The sequence below is a fragment of the Amycolatopsis rhizosphaerae genome (assembly GCF_007713715.1).
GTDB classification, from domain to species: Bacteria; Actinomycetota; Actinomycetes; order Mycobacteriales; family Pseudonocardiaceae; genus Amycolatopsis_E; species Amycolatopsis_E rhizosphaerae.
Map to the genome: position 1 here is coordinate 1 of NZ_VJWX01000848.1, position 1,361 is coordinate 1,361.

A 1,361-nucleotide genomic window follows, 5' to 3' on the forward strand; every position below is an offset into this window, starting at 1 on the left:
CTAGTACTGCAACGGCAGTTAGGTGAGGGGGTAGCCGCGGCGTTTGTAGTGGCTGAGTCTGGCTTGGTGTTGTCGGCGTCGGCGCCAGCGGGACCAGTGCCAGACGTGCCGGGCATCGGGAAGGTAGTGGTGGACCAGGTTGATCAACAGGCGGCGGATCTCGGGTACCGTGTAGCCGATCATGCCTTGATCGCTGGTGCCGATTCCCCTTTTACAGCCAGGGTTTTACTCGCGGCGAGCCAGGCGTGGGCCAGCATCGAGAGGGTGATGTGGGCATACCAGGCCCGCCAGGTGCGGGCCTGGTAGTGGTCGAGCCCGGCTTCGTTTTTGGCTTGCTGGAAGCATTCCTCGATCCGCCATCGGGACCCGGCTATCCAGGCCAGGTCCAGCAGAGTCGAGCGGCCGGGCCCGTAACAGAGGTAGTAGGCGATCTCGGTCGGGTCGCTGATCGAGCGCCGCGCCAGCAGCCACTGCCCCCGGCCCGGTCGCCACCCGGTGTGGATCGGGATACGGGCCCAGTCGTATTCCCGGGGACCGTGGGCGCCGGCGCCGACCGAGAGTCGCCGCCACGCCCGCGCGGGCAGGGCCGCGACCAGCACATCAGCCTGGACAGGATCACCGTCGGTGGTGATCACGGTGTCGTTGCATCGGGTGGCCAGCACATACCAGGCGTCTTGTTCTTCCAGCCACACCCGAAGATACGGGGCCTGGCCATAGGCCTCGTCCGCGGTGACCCACGCAAACGGCACACCCGCGGCGATCGCCCGTTCCAGCATCGCCATGAACAGGCGTGGCTTGGTCGCGAACCCCACCTCGTCGGGGACACCCGCGGCCCGGCACCGGTCCCGGTCGGTAATCCAGGACTCCGGCAGATACAACTCCCGATCAATCAACGCATGCCCATGCTCGGAGGCGTAGGCCAGAAACACCCCGATCTGGCAGTTCTCGATCCGCCCGGCAGTCCCGGAATACTGCCGCTGAACCCCCGCCGAGCGGACACCCTTCTTCAGGAAGCCGGTCTCGTCCCCGATCAGCACCCCCCGCGCATCACCCAGATGCTCGACCACGTAGTCGCGCACGTCGTCACGGACCCCGTCGACGTCCCAATCCGCGCGGCGCAGCAACCGCTGCATCCCATCCGGGCTGACCTCACCAGCCCGTTCCGCCAGCGTCCACCCGTTCTTACGTTCCAGGCCCGCGACCAGCCCCGACACATACTCCCGTACCCGAGCCCGCGGCTCCGACCGCCCAAACCGGCCCGCGATCCGCGCATGCAACTCATCCAACTGGCCCACGACAAGATCCAACACCACACACACCATGATCCACTACAGATCAAGCAAGTGCCGTTGCAGTACTAG

General features: G+C 66.3%; 2 protein-coding genes. Both read right to left on the bottom strand.

Annotation, left to right across the window (positions count from 1 at the left end):
* Nucleotides 1-18: 18 nt before the first annotated feature.
* Nucleotides 19-183 carry a hypothetical protein gene (locus FNH05_RS38710; RefSeq protein WP_186382949.1) on the bottom strand — a complete coding sequence of 55 codons (165 nt, stop codon included), beginning with the start codon at nt 181-183 and terminating at the stop codon, nt 19-21.
* Nucleotides 180-1,313, bottom strand: a complete 1,134-nt coding sequence (locus FNH05_RS37370) for an IS701 family transposase (protein ID WP_144593538.1) — start codon at nt 1,311-1,313, stop codon at nt 180-182. The genes FNH05_RS38710 and FNH05_RS37370 overlap by 4 nt, the downstream gene beginning before the upstream one ends.
* Between the last annotated feature and the right edge of the window lie 48 nt (nt 1,314-1,361).

What these genes read in the sequence shown, in the direction of transcription:
- FNH05_RS38710 (WP_186382949.1), bottom strand. Translation starts at nt 183, where the DNA reads ATGATCGGCTACACGGTACCCGAGATCCGCCGCCTGTTGATCAACCTG.